Below are 17,277 nucleotides of genomic sequence, written 5' to 3' on the forward strand. Positions count from 1 at the left end.
TTTTGACAAGTCGGCTTTAAAGTAAAATCAACATCGGCAAAATAACTGGATGTCGTTCGGTTTTATCGAACAGAAATTCCTGCAAGTTACTGATAATCGCGTCTTTTAAACTTGCCTCGGTTACTTTTTCATTATTGGAAAAAGTGGATTTGATCGTGCGATAAACCCGCCGTTGTGCTTGGTTGATTAATTCACCTGATTCACGCATGTAGATGAACCCGCGTGAGAGCAAATCCGGGCCAGCCAAAACAGCTTGCTTCTGCATGTTGATGGTTGCGACTACGACGACCAAACCTTCTTCTGACAACATGCGGCGATCGCGGATAACCGCATTGCCGATGTCGCCAACGCCGCTGCCATCGATGTAAACGTCGCCAGCAGGGAAGTGGCCCGCGATCCGCGCACTTTTTTCCGTGAGCGCCAATACGTCACCATTTTCCATGATGAAGCAATTCTTTTCCGGAACCCCGCATTGTTGGGCAAGTTCACAGTGAATCTTTTGCATCCGATATTCACCATGGCAGGCCATGAAGAATTTCGGTTTGATCAGGCGCAACATCAATTTCTGATCTTCTTGACCACCGTGGCCGGAAGTATGGACGTTGTTGACTTTGCCATGAATCACTTCGGCACCGGCTTCGCTCAGCTGGTTAATCACGTGGTTAACGCTGACTGTGTTGCCCGGAATCGGATTACTGGAGAAGATTACCGTGTCACCGGGCTGAATGCTGATTTGGCGATGGGTACCATTCGCAATCCGGCTCAACGCAGCCATTGGTTCACCTTGCGAACCCGTGCACAGAATCATAACCTTATCGGCAGGCAGTGAATTCAACTGGTGGGCGTCAATTAAAACATCGTCCGGGATGTTCAGATAACCTAGCTCACGGCCATTGACCATCGCGGTTTCCATCGAACGGCCAAAGACCGCAATCTTGCGGCCATGTGCCATGGCGGCATCAGCAGCCTGGGCAATTCGCGAGATGTTGGACGCAAATGTCGCGAAGATAATGCGCCCATCAATTCGATCAAAAATATGGCGAATCGACTTACCGACAAAGCGCTCTGATTTGGTAAACGTCGGGATCTCGGCATTGGTCGAATCAGACATTAAGACTAGGACGCCTTCTTCGGCGAAACGACACATTTTTTGAAAATTCGGTGAAGGTTGGTCACCAACCGGCGTCAGATCAAACTTAAAGTCACCGGTCTGAATGACAATTCCCTGTGGCGTGTGGACGGCAATACCCAATGTATCCGGGATACTGTGGGTGGTGCGGAAAAATTCAACACTCAGTTTTTTAAACTTTAAAACGGTGTCTTCATTGATCTCCGTCAGCTTTGTTGTGCGTAACAAGCCGTGTTCCTCCAGCTTGCCGCGAATCAAGGCAGCTGCTAACGGCCCAGCATAAATCGGGACGTTTGGAACCTGCTTAAGGAAGTAGGGAATACCGCCGATATGATCTTCGTGGCCATGGGTAATGACCAAAGCCTTGATCTTGTCTTTGTTCTGAACTAAATAGGAATAATCGGAAATGACATAATCAATCCCAAGCAGATCATCTTCAGGAAATTTGATCCCCGCATCGATGACGATGATTTCATCTTGGAATTGAACCCCGTACATGTTCTTCCCGATTTCACCTAAACCGCCGACAGCAAAGACAGCGGTTTCGTTATTTTTAATATTTAATTTCATATGATTAGAAGGTGGTCAGCTTAAAGTTGGCTGACTTTTCCTCATACTCCAGGAAATTTCCGGAGAGTTCCTGGATAAATTCAATGTTGTAAGGCGTGTTCGCTTCTACAAGTGCACGCGCTTCAACCGCAGATGGCGCCTCGAGGTAAAGCGTCTGGGTTGTTTCCCGCCGCGGATTTTGGACCTTGTCTTTTTGATATAAGACTTTGTAGATCATGATTGGACTCCTTCCGTGGTACAAAAAGAAAGGAAGTGTGACAAAATGGCTTCCGAAAAAAGGGACACACCACCGAGATAACGAACCATAAAAAAACATGGTCGATCTCCTTGAAATGGCCGATATTTCGCACCGCTTGAACCGCAAAATGGCAACAAAGCACCCTTGCTGTGGTTCATTTCTTGCCACAACTCCTAAAACCTTTATGACCGATCGATTTGTTGTGAATACAACAGCTAGCAATAGTTTAGCATAATCAAGAAGGAATGAACAGAGAACGCATTTTGAAGAGGGCAGTTACATGTTGAACAGCAGGATTGGACGGTGCGTAGCGGATTTTAGCGATTACCATTACCACTTTTACACGTCAACTTCCGCGTTAACACTCACGATTGCGAGTTAAAAAATGAGTCAGCACTTTTCAGAATTTTAGATTAACGGCGATGACTGCCAAATGTTTTTGTCGGATTAGCGAGTTGCGACTGGTTTTAGGTATAATAATGATAGAAGAAACAAAAGTGTTCTCTAGAAGGGGGTGGACGTCATAGCATGGTTTTTAGTCGTCCTGTTACTGGTTGTCGTGGCAATTCTCTTAGCATTTAGGAAACGCTGGCGGCGCAACAAAGCCATTCAAATATTACTCCATCACAGCCAACGATTAACAGATCAAACAATGGCGGCAGCTTTACAGACACTGAACTTTCCCGTCGCTAAGCCGTTGGTGTCAAAACCGATGGCAGACATATGGGGACATGGCATCATGGCATTTTCATATCAATTACCGTTGCAAACAAAAACCCTCAAACAGCAGCCCCTTGAAAAAGCTTTGCAGAACGCAGCCGAAGAATTGGACATTGCAAGTTCGGATCCTGCATTGCCGCCTTTTGTGATTACCGATTTTTTTGTATTGGACGGCCAATTGCATGTCGATGTCGCGTTCATCACCAACCAAGCAACCATTGAGTATGTCCGTGATGTCAATCGCGTGGCGTGAGAGAATGATGTAGAAGGTGCAGTACACAGTCATTGTTGTTGCGAAAATCATCCTTTGCAGGGACCAAGCGGTTAAAAGGCTGGACCATAACTTATAGCTAAAAGAAAGCATGTGCGAAGGTAAAATTTCCAACTCCCCAGAAACTTCAAAAATGAAAGGAACCGATTCAAGGCTGAAAAATAGTCTTGGATCGGTTCTTCTTTAACGCCATTATACTTTTTAACATCGAGCGGGTTCCGCACTAAGATAATAAGTAACAACACGAACCAGAGAAAATGGGAACAACAACATGGCCATTAAGCGTACAGAAAATTAAGCGCTTTTTTTGAATACTGCCTTTGTCGTACAAGATGTACAGATGTGTTGAAATTATAGGAGGAAATGTACATATGAAAATCGAGAACATCAAAGTCACAGATCCGTTCTGGACCAAGTACAGGACCATCGTCAAAGACAAGCTGATTCCTTACCAGTGGTCAGTCATTAACGACGACAAGGCCATCACAATTGAGAAAGAAAACGCTGGGGCATACGACGCCGTGAAAAAGAGCCATGCTGTCGAGAACCTAAAAATCGCTGCCGGTTTGGCCAAGGGACACTTTTATGGTTTCTGGTTCCAAGATTCCGACGTCTACAAATGGTTGGAAGCCGTGGCGTATACTCTTCGATATGCACCGGACAAGAGATTAGAAGGTATCGCCAACAACGTCATCGACATCATTAGCCAGGCTCAGGAGCCGGATGGGTATCTAGACACATACATTCAGATTGAAGCGCCGGAGCATAAATTTACCCACGTGTCCCTGAGCCATGAGCTGTACGTCATGGGCCATTACATTGAAGCCGGGGTTGCCTACTATCAGACGACACATTATCGGAAGGCATTGGACATCGCCAAGAAAATGGGTGACTGCATCGATGCCAACTTTGGACCCGAAGATAAAAAGATGCACGGTTATCCCGGGCACCCGGAAATTGAGTTGGCGCTGGCCAAACTGGCCGACGAAACCGGCGACGTCAAGTACACCCGGGTGGCAAAGTACATGATCGACCAGCGAGGCACCCGGCCTAATAATTTCTTCGAGGAACAGCTTAAGAACGTTCAAGCTAAGAAGATTGAGGACCCCTACTATAGCGATGCCAGCCAGTCGGATCCAGAACCATCTTACTTCCAAAATGACGTGCCTGTTCGAGAAATGACCAGTGTGGAGGGCCACGCCGTCCGGATGGTCTATCTGCTCACCGGTATGGCCCACGTGGCTCGGCAGACCGGGGATGAAAGTCTCTTTGCTGCCAGCCAGCGTCTATGGAAGGACGTTACCCGCCGGCAGATGTATATTACCGGCGGCGTGGGCTCGTCTGCACCCAAGGGCGAAGCCTTCACCTTCGATTACGATTTGCCCAACGACACAGCCTATGCCGAGACCTGTGCTTCTTGTGCGATGTCCTTCTTTGCTAAGCAGATGCGGGATACTTACCAGGATGCCGATTATGGTGATGTGTTGGAGCGGGAACTATACAATGGTACGATTTCGGGCATGTCCCTGGATGGAAAGCATTTCTTCTATGTGAATCCTTTGGAAGTGGATCCCAAGGCCAGCAAGGAAGATCCCATGAAGTCCCATGTTAAAGTGCAGCGTGCCGCTTGGTTTGGCTGCGCTTGCTGCCCGCCGAACCTCGCCCGACTGGTGGCGTCGGTAGATCAGTACATCTACACCGTGACGGAGGATGCTATTTATGCGGATCAGTTCATCGGCAATGAGACCACTTTCGATAACGGGCTAACCATTGAGCAGACCGGTAATTTTCCCTGGTCTGGTAATGTGCAGTTTGCCATCACGGCAAAGAAAACGGTGAAAACGACTGTGGCAATTCGAATTCCTGCTTGGAGTCGTGATCATTACGCGGTGACCGTCAATGGTCAACCGCTGGCTGTGGAACTGGATCAAGGCTACCTGAGGATTAAGAGAAATTGGTCGGGTACAACGCAGATCGCAGTCACGCTAGACATGAGCGTGCAAATGGTCCACGCCGACCCCCGAGTTAAGGACGATGTGGGCAAAACTGCCATCCAGCGCGGGCCGGTGGTCTACACGCTAGAACAAGCAGATAATGGCTGTCAGCTCCAGGCCAATACCCTGCCGGTAACCCCGGCGTTCACCGTCACCCCCGATGATCAAACCTTTGCGGTGCCGATAGTGAAGATTACCACGACGGCCCTGCACACGGACGCCGCCACGCCGATTGGCAACCTCTACGGTACACCAGCAACCACGCTGACACATAAGAAGCAGCTTACTTTCATCCCGTACTTTGCATGGGCGAATCGAACCCCAGGAGAAATGATGGTCTGGGTGCACCAGATGTAAGGGTGATTCGCGATACCTAATGATTTGGTTCCTCTGGTTGGCTGGGTGAGGTGTAATTTTGCTGTAACACAATCAACATTTCAAATGCTTACCAAAACTAACTGGAACGTGGGGGACGGCAATAATTGCCTGGGGTCACTTATGCTCCGATTTCTAAGGGTTCTTTCATGCTTTGCTTTTCACACTTGCAGCGGTGTGCTAATCTAGTAAAAGAAATGAACGGAGGTACGGATCTTGTATTTAATGAAGGATATCACTCGTGACGGCGCTAAAGTTTTGCGTGAAAGAGCTAAGCCAGTAACGTTTCCTCTTTCTGATGAAGACAAAAAATTGGCTCACGACATGATGGCCTATCTGGTGATTAGTCAAGATGAAGAGCAAAACGAAAAATACCATTTGCGCCCCGGCGTTGGTTTGGCAGCACCGCAAGTCGGCCAGAGCAAAGCGATGGCTGCGGTTCTCGTGCCCGGAGAAAATAACGAAATCCTTTTCAAGGAAGTTTTGATCAATCCGCGGATCATCAGCAACAGCGTACAGCACGCTGCTCTTGCTGAAGGTGAAGGCTGCTTGTCTGTTGATAAAGATATTCCCGGTTATGTCGTACGCGCCGATCGCATCACGATTGCTTATCAAAACGAGGCCGGAGAACATAAAAAAGTCCGCCTTAAGAACTATCCTGCCATTGTGTGTCAGCACGAGATTGACCACTTGAATGGTGTTTTGTTTTACGACCACATCAATAAGGAACATCCCTTCTCAATCGATCCAAATGCTGTTTTGATTCATTAAAACAGCTGAATTTTCATTGCGGTCGGCACAATTGTGGAAGAGGGTGCGTGTTATTGTTGACATCCCTCTTTTCATCGGCTACTATAGATTACGGTAAATAAATACGGTGCTTTCCGTTAGGTGAGGCTCCTATACGAACAATGTTGCTGCTCAGAAACATCGAGAGATGCCAATTGAGTCAACTGCGTTTGCCCATTAAGGCTTACGCTAACGCAACTGAAGCTCGCTTCTAGGCGTATAGTGCTAAAACTAAACGATTGGGATGCTATTTCTGCACGTCCTCAATCGGCGTGCAGTTTTTTTATCTGAGGGAAAGTAGAAAAGGTGGTGAGCATAATGGAACAATCTTCAAAGAGTAGCGGTAGTAGCAGCGATTTAGCGGATCCCGGAAGGCCCATTATGCTGCCGCTACGATCTCTTAAGTGAAATTAATGGATTTGGCAGCATCGCGGCTCTTTTCGGGATATACGGAAAGGAGTTTGTCGATGTTGATGATGATATCAAGCGGCCTGACACGCTATGAAGCGCAAAGGGCTCAAAAAGCAGTGACACCCCACCAGAATTCGATCAGCAAGACAAAACTCTTTTTGCCTTTGCTGGCGGTACTGGCTGGTGTGAGCAGCCTAATTAGCTTTGTCAGTCACAGCTGGCTTTTAACTGCTATTATTGCGATACTGCTTGGTTTTTTGATTGCTGTGGTTGTTTATTTGATCACAGCGTTGACTCGGCATCAAAGTAATCCCCAACAATCAGTGTTGGTCGTGCGTGAAGGACTGGTTCGTCAGGTTCAGGCGCAAGACCTTGTCGTTGGCGACGTTTTGATGCTGACAGCGGGAGAAAAACTGCCTGTTGATGTTGCATTGTCTCCTGAAGTGCACGCAACCTTGCCAAGTGACATGGCCGGGATGCTGGTTTTGTTGAATCAGCAGGTGCCTGCAGGAATGGGCGTGGCTGGTGCCGTGATGGCAACCGACGCCCAAGCAACGGTGACTGCAGTTTGGCATAATGGTCTACTGGACCGTGCGTTAATGCAGCTTGCGAATCAATCCACAAATCTAGCGTCAACTTCACTTGTAATGAGTGCGGTTACCGCTATAACACTTGCGTTGAAACAGATTTGCTGTGTGGCTCGCATGACTGTATCAATTCTCCCTGCAGAATTGTTCAAAAGCAAACAAATAAATCGTGCAGTGCAAATTCAGCTGGATATGGATTTTGCACGCCACGCCACCTTGGTTGGCGCCATGAAACATCACAGTAAAACCAGTGATTTCTGGCACAACCAAGATCCGGTCTCGTGATGCACGGACAATGTTTTGATGATGAAGAGGCACGCGATTGTGAAACGACGTGCTTTTTTTGTGTCTTAATAAAAGGGGCCGCCTGTTATAGTCTGACAATGACATAACGGGCGGCTTTTTTTCGTAAAAAGTACTTCTTGTGTACCTTGAAATAAAACGCTTGCAACGACAATTTTGCAATGTTACGCTTTGTTTGTAAAGATTTTCATTAGTACAGTTTTCCTGGGTTAATAACTACAGGAATGGAAAGAGGTTCTGATTATGGCAAAACAGCATGCTGCAGTTGATTTTAAACGACTGCTAGACAATCAAGATGCCGATTTTAAGCCGACGATCCAGATTCTGGATGAGGTTGGCAAAGTCGTCAATCCTGATATCATGCCCGATCTCAGTGATGATCAGTTGGTTGATTTGATGTCCAAGATGGTTTGGCAACGGGTGCTTGATCAACGGGCAACAGCGCTAAACCGGCAAGGACGTTTAGGATTTTATGCGCCGAGTGCAGGCGAAGAGGCCAGCATGATTGGCAGTCATGCGGCAATGAAAAAAGAAGATTGGCTGCTGCCAGCCTACCGTGATTTACCGCAGCTGATCCAACATGGCCTGCCACTGGACAAGGCATTTTTGTGGTCGCGTGGTCATGTCGCAGGTAACGAATATCCAGAAGATTTTCATGCACTGCCACCACAAATCATTATTGGTGCGCAGTATGTGCAGACTGCTGGTGTTGCGCTTGGCTTGAAGAAAAATGGCAGCGATGAAGTCGCCTTTACGTATACCGGTGATGGTGGTACGTCACAGGGGGATTTCTATGAAGGCGTTAACTTTGCCGGACACTTTAAAGCACCAGCACTCTTCATCGTTCAAGACAACGGCTTCGCGATTTCCGTTCCGCGTGCCAATCAGACGGCGGCCAAGACGCTGGCTCAAAAAGCAGTGGCTGCCGGGGTTCCCGGCGTGCAGGTTGACGGTATGGACGCACTGGCCGTTTATGAAGTTACCAAGGAAGCCAGAGCTTGGGCTGCGGCCGGCAATGGTCCGGTTTTGATTGAAACACTGACTTATCGGTATGGTCCGCATACGTTGTCAGGCGATGATCCGACACGCTACCGTTCAAAGGAAACCGATGAATTGTGGCAGAAACGTGATCCGTTGATTCGAATGCGTAACTTCCTAACCGATAAAGGTCTCTGGGACAAGGACAAGGAAGACGCCTTGATCGAAAAGGTTAAAGACGATATTAAGAATGCCATTAACGAAGCCGATAAGGCACCACAGCAAACGGTATCGCGGTTCCTGAAAGATACCTATGAAGAGTCACCTCAGAATGTGGCGGAACAACTGGCAGAATTTCAAGGAAAGGAGTCGAAGTAACCATGGCACAAAAAACAATGATCCAAGCCATCACTGATGCGCTTGATGTTGAGTTGGCGAACGACCCTAAAACCTTGGTATTCGGCGAAGATGTTGGTAAAAACGGTGGGGTCTTCCGGGCAACGGATGGCTTGCAGGCTAAACACGGTGAGGATCGTGTCTTTGATACGCCACTTGCCGAGTCAGGCATTAGTGGTTTGGCCATTGGATTGGCATTAACCGGCTGGCGGCCGATTCCGGAAATCCAGTTCTTTGGGTTCGTTTTTGAAACCATGGATAGTATTGGCGGTCAGATGTCGCGGATGCGGTATCGGATGGGTGGTACGCGGTCCATGCCGATTACCATTCGGGCACCATTTGGCGGTGGGGTTCATACACCGGAAATGCACAGTGATAACTTTGAAGGCTTGATCGCCCAGTTCCCGGGCATGCGGGTTGTTATTCCAAGCAACCCATATGATGCTAAAGGTTTGCTGATTAGTTCCATTCGCAGCAATGACCCAGTGTTATTCCTTGAACACATGAAACTTTACCGGTCGTTCCGTCAGGATGTTCCAGAAGGGACTTACACGGTGCCGCTGGATAAGGCAGCGGTAACGCGTGAAGGAACCGACGTGTCGATCATCACTTATGGTGCGATGGTTCGTGAAGCGCTCAAGGCGGCTGATAATCTAGCCAAAGATGGCATCAATGCAGAAATTGTTGATCTACGAACTATTGCCCCGCTTGATGTTGAGACCATCATTGCATCGGTTAAGAAAACGCATAAGGCAGTGGTCGTTCAGGAAGCCCAGCGGATGGCCGGTGTTGCCGCCAACGTTATCAGTGAAATTTCTGAACGGGCAATTCTGTCACTTGAGGCACCGATCGGTCGGGTTGCGGCTCCTGATACGCCGTTCCCATTTGGTCAAGCCGAAAATATTTGGCTGCCAAATGCCAAGGATATTGAAGCTAAAGTTCGGGAAACCGTTAATTTCTAGAGAGAAGAGGTGCCAACATGGCTTTTGAATTCAAACTGCCAGAACTTGGCGAAGGTTTGGCAGAAGGTGAAATCGTCAAGTGGGACGTTAAACCTGGTGATGAAATCAAGGAGGATGACACCCTTCTTGAAGTTCAGAGTGATAAAAGTGTCGAAGAAATTCCGTCGCCAGTATCCGGGAAAATTTTAAAAATTTTAGTACCGGAAGGCGAAACAGCTTCGGTCGGTGATTTGTTGGTTGAAATCGATGATGGCTCAGGCGCGCCTGCACAGTCGGCAGCACCAGCAGCTTCAACCGCTGCACCGGCTGCACCTGCACCGGCCGCAGCTAAGTCGGTATATCAGTTTAAGCTTCCGGAATTAGGCGAAGGCTTGGCAGAAGGTGAAATTGTCAAGTGGGACGTGAAGGCTGGCGATGAAATCAAGGAGGATGACACCCTTCTTGAAGTTCAAAGCGATAAGAGTGTCGAAGAAATTCCATCTCCGGTTACCGGAACAGTTGTCAAGATTCTGGTTCCTGAAGGGGAAACGGCATCTGTTGGCGACGCCTTGGTTGATATTGATGCTCCGGGCCATAACGATACGCCAGTTGCCGGTGAACCGGCAGCTACACCGGCAACGAGTACTGCTGGGGCAGAGACTGCTTCTGCACCAAGCCCGGCGGCAGGTGCCGTACCGGCAATAACAGATCCAAATCGCGAAATTTTGGCAATGCCTTCTGTTCGGCAATACGCGCGTGAACAAGGCGTTGATATTTCGCAAGTGCCTGCAACCGGTAAGCACGGCCGCATTACCAAAGCTGACGTTGATGCGTTTAAGGCAGGCGGTTCAACTTCAGCAGCAGCTCCGGCACAACCAGCGCAAGCGGCAGCTAAGTCTGCTCCGGCTCAAGCAGCACCGGCAGCACCAAAGCCGCAACCTGTTGCACCATATGTTTCAAGCGGCAGCGAAGCCGAACTTGAGACACGTGAAAAGATGACCCCAACGCGTAAGGCAATTGCGAAGGCAATGCTGTCATCCAAGCAGCGGAGCCCACATGTCACGAGCTTTGATGAAGTCGAAGTTTCTAAGTTGATGGCTCATCGTAAGAAATACAAGCAGTATGCGGCTGATAAAGGCATTAAGCTGACCTTCTTGCCATACATCGTCAAGGCACTGGTCACCGTCTTGCGTGAGTATCCTGAATTTAATGCGTCTATTGACGATACCACCGATGAAATTGTCTACAAGCATTACTTCAACATCGGGATTGCAACCAACACGGATCATGGCTTGTATGTGCCGGTTATCAAGAACGCCGATGCGAAGAGTATGTTTGAAATTGCCAAAGAGATCAGTGACAATGCGCAGAAAGCCTATGACAGCAAATTGAAGCCAGATGAAATGCGTGGCGGTTCCATGACCATCAGTAATGTCGGATCAATTGGCGGCGGCTGGTTCACACCGGTTATTAATCAGCCGGAAGTTGCAATTCTTGGTGTTGGTAAAATTGCCAAGGAACCATACGTCAATGCTGATAACGAAATTGTTGTCGGTAATCTGCTGAAGCTGAGTTTGAGTTATGATCACCGTCTAATTGATGGTGCGCTGGCGCAAACAGCATTGAATCTGATGGACAAATTGTTGGCAGATCCTGATCTGCTGTTGATGGAGGGATAAGTATGGTTGTAGGCGATTTTGCAATCGATTTGGATACTGTTGTGATTGGCTCCGGCCCCGGCGGCTATGTTGCTGCCATTCGGGCTGCTGAAATGGGCCAGAAAGTTACCGTGATCGAAAGTACTTTCATCGGCGGTGTTTGTTTGAATGTTGGCTGTATTCCATCAAAAGCGTTGATTAATGCTGGGCATCGTTATCAAGATGCTTTGGACGCCAGCACATTCGGCATTAACGCTAAAGGTGCGGATCTTGACTTTAAGAAGACACAGGACTGGAAGCAAAATAAGGTTGTTCACACCTTAACCAGCGGTGTTTCAATGTTGTTCAAGAAGCACAAGATTGATTCAATCATGGGTACTGCTTTCTTAAAGGATGATCATAGTTTACGGGTCATGCAAAAGGATTCAGCCCAAACGTACACTTTCAAAAACTTGATTATCGCAACCGGCAGTCGGCCGATTGAAATTAAGGGCTTTAAATTCGGTAAACGAATTCTTGATTCGACCGGTGGCTTGAATTTACCAGAGGTTCCAAAAGAATTCGTTGTTATCGGTGGTGGCTACATCGGTTCTGAATTGGCAAGCGCTTATGCAAACTTAGGTGCACATGTCACGATCCTTGAAGGGACCAGTTCGATTCTGCCGAACTTTGAAAAGGATATGGTTCAGTTGGTATTGAACTCCTTTAAGAAGCGCGGTGTCACGGTTATCACGAATGCGATGGCCAAAGAAGCTGAAGATACCGGTAACGGTGTCAAGGTCACTTATACCGCTGATGGCAAAGAACAGACGCTGGCCGCTGACTATGTCATGGTCACTGTCGGACGTCGGCCAAATACGGATGATTTAGGACTGGACATTGTCGGCATTGAAACGACTGATCGCGGTTTGATCAAGGTTGATGCGCAAGGCCGCACTAACAAACCAAACATCTACGCAATTGGCGATGTTGTTCCGGGTGCAGCGTTAGCCCATAAGGCGAGCTACGAAGGTAAGGTAGCTGCTGAAGCGATCAGCGGCAAAGCGAGTGCGGTTGACTATAAAGCAATGCCGGCTGTTTGTTTCACAGATCCTGAGCTTGCAACGACTGGCATGACGCTTGCAGAAGCCAAAGCCAAGGGCATCAAAGCCAAGGCAAGCAAGTTCCCATTCGCTGCTAATGGCCGCGCCTTGAGTTTGGCCCAAACAGAAGGCTTTGTCCGTCTTGTCACCAATGAAGACGGCACGGTTATTGGTGGTCAGGTAGCCGGCGCCGGCGCCAGTGATTTGATTTCCGAGCTGACTGTGGCTGTCGAAGGCGGTCTGAACGTCGAGGATTTGGCGCTGACCATTCACCCGCATCCGACCTTAAGCGAAACGATCATGGACGATGCCGAAGTTGCATTAGGCTTACCAATCAATATTTAGCAGCTGGATCGGTCATTGTCAGAATTAGTTTTAGTTTCGGGTCACAATTTCTAGGATCACTAAGCAGACACTGGATTTTCACCAGTGTCTTTTTTTGTGCACACTTTTTTTCTTTTTTAAAAGACTAATCTTGCTAACTTTGAAAATTCAGGGCAAGTTATGACCACCAGCCTGAAGATAACAACGGTATTTTCATATGAGAAGGCGTTAATATTTCAGTTAGTTAACAATTGCACCTAAAGTCCTTTTTAATTTTGTCTTAAGATTGCGCTTCCGCTAGAATATAGGTAACGCAACTGAGGGGAAGGGGTTTCATGCAAAGAGTCGTCGTTCACGGAGCCAGTTGTAGTACACAAGCACTTTTGCAAACGTTAATTGCGTCACCACTTGATCTGGAAATTGGTTGCTACGAGCCGGATGCGGCATTGGTGGATGTCGCCGGTTTGACGGCACTGAGTCAAATTTGCCACAATACGTTTATCAAGGTAACCCCGAAAGTTCTCAAAACGGCGGATGTGTTGATTCTAACTGATACCGGAACGCCGGATGATGAAAACTTTGTGGCGACCAACATTGCCTCAATTCGTAAGGTTCTGAATTCAGCGATGGCAGCAGGCTTTACGGGTCGGGTTGTCGTGGCGATGACGCATGATGAACGCTTCACTTATTTTGCCCAGCGGTTCTCCGGGCTGAATAAACGGCAGGTTGTCGGATTAGGGACTTTCGGTGCGACGTGGCGCTTTGAACAATTCTTAGCGGATCGACTGGCTGTCCCGGCCAAACAAGTAACGGCTTATGTCGTTGGCACCAGCCAATCACCGGTATTGATCTGGAGTCGGGCCTATGTCGGGGCAACGCCAATATTGCGGTTACTAAATGATGACCAAGCCGTTTTTACCGAAGCGGCTTCGGCTGTTCATGCCTTTTTGGCAAGCGCCTTGACCGTTTTGGTGGGTCGGCTTGTAGAACCGATTCTGGCTGCGTTTGCTGGCGAAAAGCTCATTGGGACATTCGCACATCTGCGAGATTCTGACGATGAAACCGGACAAGTTGACAGCTCACCGATTTTGTTGGACGAACGTGGCGTGGTCACACTGGCGACAGTTGCGGGGTCCGATGATGAAGAGGCGGCTTTGAGCACAGCAATTCAAGCTGTTCAAGCCGAAATCGAAGCAATCGAACAAGGAGCAGATAAAAATGAAACCTAATTACAGCTATCCACTAGACCTTGACTGGACAACTGACGAAAAAATTAAAGTGACGACTTTCTTTGCACTCATTGAAGATGCGTATGAGCATGGCGTCGATCGGGATAACCTGTTGGCAGCCTACCGTGGATTCAAACAGGTGGTGCCAGATAAAGGCACTGAACGTCAACTGGATCGGGAGTTTGAAGCACTGTCCGGCTATTCCATGTATACTGTTGTACAGATGGCGCGCCAAGGTGTGAGCCAAAAGATTAAGGTGAAGGTGAGTTAAGTATGACGCAAGATCCAGAAAAACTACGGCAGACCCTGATCAGCTGGTTTGCGGAAAGTCGAAAGCAAATTTTAGCGGAAATGGCGAAACCATTAGATGTCGCGCGTAAAAGTAATCGCAATGATTTGGTCACCAATGTCGATAAAGCTAACCAGCAATTTCTAATTGATCACATCAAAGCCGAGTATCCGACAGCACGGATTATCGGCGAGGAAGGCCATGCCCATGATGATACGGATCTCAACGGATTGGTCTTTTTTGTCGATCCGATTGACGGTACGATGAATTTTGTCAAACAGCAGGCTCATTTCGCGATCATGATTGGTGTTTATCGTGACGGACAACCGGTTGTCGGGGCAATTATGGACGTCATGCGTAATGAGGTGCTTAGTGGCGGACCGGAAATCCCTGTTACGTTTGCGGGACGAACATTGACAAAATTACCGGATTTGCAACTGAAAGACGGGTTGTTGGGTGTGACCGGTCCAATGACGATCAAGAATCGGCTACATTTAGGTGATATTGCGTTGGCAAGTTCCGGGCCGAGAATGAGTGGCAGTGCTGGCATGGAGTTTATCGAAATCGCGTTAGGCCGACAACTTGGCTACGTTTCATATTTGCAGCCTTGGGATGTGGCGGCCGGCATGGCGATTACAAAGGGTCTGGGTGTTCAATTCAGTCGCGAAGATGGTTCACCGATTGATCTGCGTCAACCAGGCGTCGTTGTGGCTGCCACACCGCAAGCGCATCACACGATTCTTACAATGATGGCTGGCAAGTGATTTCAAGCCACAATAAGTAGCGCTCACAAACGAGCAACGATGACCGGCGATTAATGGAGACGCCGGTTTTTCGTCTATTTATTAGCCTAACAGCGGTTCTTTTACGAAAATTCAGCTAAAATGGCTGCGTGAAGCAATTCACTTTTCAGAAAATCCAGACAGATTGGGTAGAGTGTGTTATAATTCAAAATCGTATAACTGTGTCAGTTGCTGGCACTTTTTTAATGTGGTAAGCGGCCTGTAGTGCCAGCAGAAAGGAAGTAGAAACGTGAAAACACGTGACGATATTCGCAATATTGCGATCATTGCCCACGTTGACCATGGTAAGACAACTTTGGTTAACGAGATGCTTAAACAATCGGATACACTTGATCAACACATTCAATTACAAGATCGGGCGATGGATACCAACGCCATTGAAAAGGAACGTGGTATCACCATCCTGAGTAAAAACACGGCGGTGAAGTATGGCGATACAACGATCAACATTCTTGATACCCCAGGACATGCCGACTTTGGCGGTGAAGTAGAACGGGTTATGAAGATGGTTGACGGGGTTTTGCTGGTTGTCGACGCCTTTGAGGGCCCGATGCCGCAAACGCGCTTTGTTTTGAAGAAGGCGCTTGAACAGCATTTGACGCCAATCGTAGTTATCAACAAGGTTGACCGTCCGGGTGCTCGTCCAGAAGAAGTCGTCGACGAAGTACTTGAATTGTTCATCGAATTAGGTGCCGATGATGCGCAGTTGGAATTTCCTGTGGTCTATGCTTCCGCCGTTAACGGGACTTCCAGTATGGATTCCGACCTGTCAACGCAAAAGCACACGATGAACCCGCTTTTTGATACCATTATCAAAACAATTCCTGCGCCAATCGATAATAGTGACGAACCGTTGCAATTCCAGGTGGCCATGCTGGATTATAACGATTATGTCGGCCGAATCGGTATTGGCCGGATTTTCCGCGGCAAGATTAAAATCGGCGACAATGTTACCGTTATGAAATTGGATGGTTCGCAAAAGAACTTCCGCGTGACGAAATTATTTGGTTTCTTCGGGTTAACCCGGACTGAAATCAATTCCGCCAAAGCCGGTGATCTGATTGCCGTTTCCGGGATGGATGACATCTTTGTCGGTGAAACCGTGACGGCTGCCGACACACCGGAAGCGTTACCGATTTTGCGGATTGACGAACCGACGCTGCAAATGATGTTTGTGGCCAATGATAGCCCGTTTGCTGGTCGCGAAGGTAAAAATGTCACCGCGCGTAAATTGGAAGAACGTTTGAAATCCCAGCTGCAGACTGATGTTTCGTTACGTGTTGACGATACCGATCAGGCCGGTGCCTGGATGGTTTCCGGTCGTGGGGAACTGCATCTGTCCATTTTGGTTGAAGAAATGCGGCGTGAAGGTTTCGAGCTTCAACTCGGCCGGCCAGAAGTTATCTATCGCGATATCGATGGCGTGATGATGGAACCGTTTGAAAACGTGCAGATCGATACGCCGGAACAATATACCGGTACGGTTATCGATGCGATGAGCCAACGTAAAGGCGAAATGCAGAACATGGAAAATGAAGGCAACGGGCAAACTCGCCTCACTTTCCTGGCACCTTCTCGTGGCTTAATCGGCTACTCGACTGAATTTCTATCTTCCACTGGCGGTTACGGGATCATGAACCACACCTTTGAAAAGTATGCGCCGGTTATCAAAAACTGGGAACCTGGTCGTACTCAAGGCGCTTTGGTTTCGATCAACGCCGGTACTGCTACCACTTATAGCTTGCAGTCGGTTGAAGATCGTGGGCAATTGTTCATCAATGCCGGAACCGAAGTTTATGAAGGCATGATTGTTGGCCAAAACTCCCGCGAAAATGACATTGCTGTCAATGTCACCAAGGGGAAGAACCTGACTAATACACGTGCTGCCGGGAAAGACCACGCAGCTGCGATCAAGACGCCAAAGAAAATGACGCTTGAAGAATCCATTGAATTCTTGAATGATGATGAATACTGCGAAGTAACGCCAAAGAACATTCGCTTGCGTAAGAAGATCCTGAACACAGGCGAACGTCAAAAGGCAGCCAAGCGTAAGAAGATTGCTGCATCTAAATAGTTTATTTTCTGAAAACCGCCGATTTTGGCGGTTTTTTCTTTGGGCATAAACAGGCGCATGAGGCTGCTCAAAAAGGCAAATTTGAAATGACCAGCAGCGAGACCGACAAACCGGCT

14 protein-coding genes and 1 riboswitch are annotated in these 17,277 nt (G+C 48.1%); of the genes, 12 read left to right on the forward strand and 2 right to left on the reverse strand.

Annotated features, from left to right (window positions below):
* Positions 1-16: 16 nt before the first annotated feature.
* Positions 17-1,699, reverse strand: a complete 1,683-nt coding sequence (gene rnjA / locus LHUE1_RS11850; RefSeq protein WP_047106055.1) for a ribonuclease J1 — start codon at positions 1,697-1,699, stop codon at positions 17-19.
* 4 nt (positions 1,700-1,703) lie between these two features.
* Complete coding sequence (locus LHUE1_RS11855) at positions 1,704-1,916, reverse strand: DNA-dependent RNA polymerase subunit epsilon (protein ID WP_010488611.1); 213 nt, start codon at positions 1,914-1,916, stop codon at positions 1,704-1,706.
* A 544-nt stretch (positions 1,917-2,460) separates the two neighbouring features.
* On the opposite strand from LHUE1_RS11855, the gene LHUE1_RS11860 reads away from it, so the two are divergent.
* The 12 genes from LHUE1_RS11860 to typA all read left to right on the forward strand — a co-directional run bounded on the left by LHUE1_RS11860 (position 2,461) and on the right by typA (position 17,161).
* Entirely contained in the window at positions 2,461-2,910 is a 450-nt protein-coding gene (locus LHUE1_RS11860) for a hypothetical protein (RefSeq protein WP_087913252.1), read from the forward strand.
* A gap of 389 nt (positions 2,911-3,299) precedes the next feature.
* Entirely contained in the window at positions 3,300-5,279 is a 1,980-nt protein-coding gene (locus tag LHUE1_RS11865) for a glycoside hydrolase family 127 protein (RefSeq protein ID WP_206541220.1), read from the forward strand.
* Between the two features lie 234 nt (positions 5,280-5,513).
* On the forward strand, positions 5,514-6,068 hold the full coding sequence (gene def / locus LHUE1_RS11870; RefSeq protein ID WP_010488607.1) for a peptide deformylase: 555 nt from the start codon (positions 5,514-5,516) through the stop codon (positions 6,066-6,068).
* A 105-nt stretch (positions 6,069-6,173) separates the two neighbouring features.
* A riboswitch (M-box (ykoK) riboswitch) is annotated at positions 6,174-6,337 on the forward strand.
* A gap of 216 nt (positions 6,338-6,553) precedes the next feature.
* Positions 6,554-7,369, forward strand: coding sequence for an ATPase (locus tag LHUE1_RS11875; RefSeq protein ID WP_049169736.1), 816 nt, complete (start codon positions 6,554-6,556; stop codon positions 7,367-7,369).
* 261 nt (positions 7,370-7,630) lie between these two features.
* On the forward strand, positions 7,631-8,743 hold the full coding sequence (gene pdhA / locus LHUE1_RS11880) for a pyruvate dehydrogenase (acetyl-transferring) E1 component subunit alpha (protein ID WP_049169737.1): 1,113 nt from the start codon (positions 7,631-7,633) through the stop codon (positions 8,741-8,743).
* Positions 8,744-8,745: 2 nt separating this feature from the next.
* On the forward strand, positions 8,746-9,723 hold the full coding sequence (locus LHUE1_RS11885) for an alpha-ketoacid dehydrogenase subunit beta (RefSeq protein ID WP_010488601.1): 978 nt from the start codon (positions 8,746-8,748) through the stop codon (positions 9,721-9,723).
* A gap of 17 nt (positions 9,724-9,740) precedes the next feature.
* Positions 9,741-11,381 (forward strand): dihydrolipoyllysine-residue acetyltransferase, encoded by a 1,641-nt coding sequence (locus LHUE1_RS11890; RefSeq protein ID WP_049169738.1) that lies wholly within the window; start codon positions 9,741-9,743, stop codon positions 11,379-11,381.
* 2 nt (positions 11,382-11,383) lie between these two features.
* Positions 11,384-12,787: a dihydrolipoyl dehydrogenase gene (gene lpdA, locus LHUE1_RS11895; RefSeq protein WP_049169739.1), complete on the forward strand. Its 1,404-nt coding sequence runs from the start codon at positions 11,384-11,386 to the stop codon at positions 12,785-12,787.
* Between the two features lie 314 nt (positions 12,788-13,101).
* Complete coding sequence (locus tag LHUE1_RS11900; RefSeq protein ID WP_049169740.1) at positions 13,102-13,995, forward strand: lactate dehydrogenase; 894 nt, start codon at positions 13,102-13,104, stop codon at positions 13,993-13,995.
* Positions 13,985-14,266: a UPF0223 family protein gene (locus tag LHUE1_RS11905; protein WP_049169741.1), complete on the forward strand. Its 282-nt coding sequence runs from the start codon at positions 13,985-13,987 to the stop codon at positions 14,264-14,266. Before LHUE1_RS11900 ends, LHUE1_RS11905 begins: the two co-directional genes overlap by 11 nt.
* A 2-nt stretch (positions 14,267-14,268) precedes the next feature.
* Positions 14,269-15,048, forward strand: a complete 780-nt coding sequence (locus LHUE1_RS11910; protein WP_049169742.1) for an inositol monophosphatase family protein — start codon at positions 14,269-14,271, stop codon at positions 15,046-15,048.
* Between the two features lie 268 nt (positions 15,049-15,316).
* Complete coding sequence (gene typA, locus LHUE1_RS11915; RefSeq protein WP_010488589.1) at positions 15,317-17,161, forward strand: translational GTPase TypA; 1,845 nt, start codon at positions 15,317-15,319, stop codon at positions 17,159-17,161.
* Positions 17,162-17,277: the final 116 nt, after the last annotated feature.

Origin of the sequence: Lacticaseibacillus huelsenbergensis (assembly GCF_029726355.1) — a bacterium.
In the GTDB taxonomy this organism is placed as follows: domain Bacteria; phylum Bacillota; class Bacilli; order Lactobacillales; family Lactobacillaceae; genus Lacticaseibacillus; species Lacticaseibacillus casei.

What these genes read in the sequence shown, in the direction of transcription:
- LHUE1_RS11875 (WP_049169736.1), top strand. Translation starts at nt 6,554, where the DNA reads ATGTTGATGATGATATCAAGCGGCCTGACACGCTATGAAGCGCAAAGG.
- LHUE1_RS11905 (WP_049169741.1), top strand. Translation starts at nt 13,985, where the DNA reads ATGAAACCTAATTACAGCTATCCACTAGACCTTGACTGGACAACTGAC.
- LHUE1_RS11855 (WP_010488611.1), bottom strand. Translation starts at nt 1,916, where the DNA reads ATGATCTACAAAGTCTTATATCAAAAAGACAAGGTCCAAAATCCGCGG.
- pdhA (WP_049169737.1), top strand. Translation starts at nt 7,631, where the DNA reads ATGGCAAAACAGCATGCTGCAGTTGATTTTAAACGACTGCTAGACAAT.
- LHUE1_RS11900 (WP_049169740.1), top strand. Translation starts at nt 13,102, where the DNA reads ATGCAAAGAGTCGTCGTTCACGGAGCCAGTTGTAGTACACAAGCACTT.
- rnjA (WP_047106055.1), bottom strand. Translation starts at nt 1,699, where the DNA reads ATGAAATTAAATATTAAAAATAACGAAACCGCTGTCTTTGCTGTCGGC.
- LHUE1_RS11865 (WP_206541220.1), top strand. Translation starts at nt 3,300, where the DNA reads ATGAAAATCGAGAACATCAAAGTCACAGATCCGTTCTGGACCAAGTAC.
- lpdA (WP_049169739.1), top strand. Translation starts at nt 11,384, where the DNA reads ATGGTTGTAGGCGATTTTGCAATCGATTTGGATACTGTTGTGATTGGC.
- LHUE1_RS11890 (WP_049169738.1), top strand. Translation starts at nt 9,741, where the DNA reads ATGGCTTTTGAATTCAAACTGCCAGAACTTGGCGAAGGTTTGGCAGAA.
- LHUE1_RS11885 (WP_010488601.1), top strand. Translation starts at nt 8,746, where the DNA reads ATGGCACAAAAAACAATGATCCAAGCCATCACTGATGCGCTTGATGTT.
- LHUE1_RS11910 (WP_049169742.1), top strand. Translation starts at nt 14,269, where the DNA reads ATGACGCAAGATCCAGAAAAACTACGGCAGACCCTGATCAGCTGGTTT.